Source organism: Slackia sp. (assembly GCF_977041755.1).
In genome coordinates, this window is the sequence record NZ_CDRRGL010000189.1 from 1 (window position 1) to 2664 (window position 2664).

Genomic DNA, 2664 nt, shown 5'->3' on the forward strand with positions numbered 1-2664 from the left:
CGTAGACGCGCTGGGGCTGCGTGTAGCCCTTTACGCAAAAACGACGACGCGGCGCATCGTCGCCCGGCAATTCCGCCGCAGCAACGCGCACGACCTTGCCATCTCGCACAACGACATTCGTGGGGCATTTGCTTCCGCAATTGCCTCGGCACGACGTGCGAACAATCGTCTCGCCTTCAGTTGCAGCCGCGTCGGCCGCCTCAGCCTTGGTCATAGGAGCCAAGCCCCCCATGGCAACCGCGCCCGCGCCGAGCGCCGCAGCGCCGGTGGTTTTCAAAAATCCCCTACGTGTAATGCCAGTCGATTCCAACGCCCTCGTTGGATCTTTCACTTCTGACATGCCTCCTCCATTCCTTGCGTAAGAAATGACGGGCATTCGGAATTTGGCCGCAAGAATCCAGGCGTGCCTACCCCTGCACGCTTGTGGCATGTATGTTTTCCGAGTCCCCCTCTATCAGAAATCGGCCGATTTCCTCTTTGTCATAGTCTGCCATACGACATAGGGAAAGACAATCAGAAAACTATGACAAAGTATGACAATCATTATTCTATTTTGAGATAATTTGCGCTTGAACTGATTTTTTCTATCGCCTTACGCCCGCTTTGAGGGTTTTTCTTCTACGAAACCCTCGGCGAACGAACTCGGCAACACCAATGTGCCGCCCGATTCCTCAACGCTTTCGTAAGCAAGATGCATTTGACGCAGTTTCATAGCCTCGGCGCTCTCTTCATACACAACGCCCGCGTCTTTCAGCATGTCGGAAATATCGGCCTCGGCCTCGGCGAGCACCATACGGGCGTTCTTCTTGCGCTCGGCTACGGCTTCCGCCGCCATGGCATGTTGCAGCTCTTTGGGAATCACGATATCGCGCACTTCGACATCGATGATCGTAATGCCCCAATCGTTGAGCTTTTCTTCGAGCGCATCTTTGAGTTCTTCATCGAGTTGATCGCGACGGCTGGCAAGCTCGGCGACCGTTGTGCGGCCAATCGCCTTGCGCATAGCGGTTTGGGCCATCCAGCTCACCGCCTGCGCGTAATCTTCAACCTCGGTGCAGGCGGCCTTCGCGCTCCACACCATCCAGAAAATCACCGCGTCAACGTTCACGGGAACAAGATCGCCCGTCAACGTCTCTTCGGCTCCGAAATACGTCGAGGCCACGCGCTGGTCGACGCGCAGCGTGTAAAACTCAACGATGGGAATGGTGAAAACAATGCCCGGACCAGCCACGCGATTGAATTTGCCGAAACGCAGGACAACCGCCTTTTCCCATTCGAGCACAACGTGGATCGACGAGGCGGCAAGCCAGCCGCCGAGCGCCGCCACAACGAGCGCGGGAAGCGAGACTTCCCCCGAAAGCGCCCACCACAAAGCCGTGACAAGGCAAAACGCCACCACGAAAACGACAACGCCAAACACAATTGCGCCGTTGCGCGATGCGCGGCGCCGAACGACCCCGGAAGACCCCGCTGGCTCAGCAATATGGCTGGCATCGGAAGACGGCGCCCCTATCATCGACGAGAATTCGTGCTTTTTGCTCCCCGCGTTCACGTTTGACATCGGATATCTCCTTATTCCCCTTGCTCAAGCTTCTTGCGCTCGCGCGCAATCCCTGCAGCAAATTGAGCCTCTATGTCCTCGAGCGTCATGCCGAGCTCCCTGCACCGACGCACATATTCCGTTGTCACGATTTCGGCCGTCGCAGAAATGCTCACGCCTGGCTTGTCGCTCACGTCGCACACGAATGCGCCCTGGCGACGCTTCGATTCGATATACCCGTCGGCTTCCAAACTCTTGTAAACCTTCGAGATGGTGTTGTAGTTCACCTCAATATCGGCAGCAAGGCCGCGCACCGTAGGAAGTTTGTCGTCGGGTTTGTAGTACCCAGACGTAATGAGATAAATGAAGCGGTTTTTCAACTGCAACCACAGCGGAATGCTGCTGTTTTCATCAAGCTCGAAAAGAGAGGCGTCGCAGGCGTCGTTTTTCATAGCAGCCACTCCTCTCCAGCATCGTTCGTTTGAATGGACCGCTCAATAGGGGCCCGAAGCTCCATTTTGGCATGGCTTCCCACATTCGCCACGCCCACACGCAGGCACGCACCACCGACGAGCACCAAGACAGCGGCAACGGCGAGACACGCAAACGCCTGGCTCGACCGATTCGGCAATGAAAGCCGCTTATAGGCAAGCGCCTCCAGAACGAAGGGCGCAGCAATTCCACAGAAGACGAAGCCCAGCCACCAGAGTAAGAGCGAAAGCGCGTCGCCCGTCGCCAAGCCAGAAAATGACGCGCTGGCGGGCGGAAAGAGCCCGTAGAGCACTGTCGCGACGAATTCGCCCAACACAAGAGCAGCATCCGCAATAATCAAAATTCGCGGAACAGCGAACCCATTCACGGCATGGCCGTCGAAGAACGCGCAGATGAGCGCCACCGCAATGCCGCACGATGCCGACGAGAGCAAAAACAAAACGGGCACGAGCGGCGTGTTCCATGCGCTTATGCTGCCAAGGCTTTCCAGCAGCAGCCCAGTATAGAGCATAACGCCCAGCGATAAAACGCACGCAAGTCCCTCGATCACGGCCACCAAAATGCCCGGAATAATAGGCAAGTACACGAAACGGACCATCGTAAGAAACGCCGCACATACAATAAGCGAGCCG

The 2664-nt window shown here is 56.7% G+C and carries 4 protein-coding genes; all 4 read right to left on the reverse strand.

Annotation, left to right across the window (positions count from 1 at the left end; genetic code table 11):
* On the reverse strand, positions 1–340 hold a 340-nt coding region (locus ACWI8T_RS09325), incomplete at its 3' end, for a twin-arginine translocation signal domain-containing protein (protein WP_449138741.1).
* Positions 341–592: 252 nt separating this feature from the next.
* A complete protein-coding gene (locus ACWI8T_RS09330) occupies positions 593–1561 on the reverse strand; it encodes a slipin family protein (protein ID WP_449138742.1) in 969 nt (322 codons plus the stop codon).
* Between the two features lie 11 nt (positions 1562–1572).
* On the reverse strand, positions 1573–1992 hold the full coding sequence (locus tag ACWI8T_RS09335; RefSeq protein WP_449138743.1) for a GntR family transcriptional regulator: 420 nt from the start codon (positions 1990–1992) through the stop codon (positions 1573–1575).
* Positions 1989–2664: NrfD/PsrC family molybdoenzyme membrane anchor subunit (nrfD, locus tag ACWI8T_RS09340; protein ID WP_449138744.1), on the reverse strand; the 676-nt coding region annotated here is incomplete at its 5' end. The genes nrfD and ACWI8T_RS09335, both read right to left, overlap by 4 nt.

Bases quoted from the DNA above. Each gene is read 5' to 3' on its own strand.
- ACWI8T_RS09330 (WP_449138742.1), bottom strand. From the start codon at position 1,561: ATGTCAAACGTGAACGCGGGGAGCAAAAAGCACGAATTCTCGTCGATG.
- ACWI8T_RS09335 (WP_449138743.1), bottom strand. From the start codon at position 1,992: ATGAAAAACGACGCCTGCGACGCCTCTCTTTTCGAGCTTGATGAAAAC.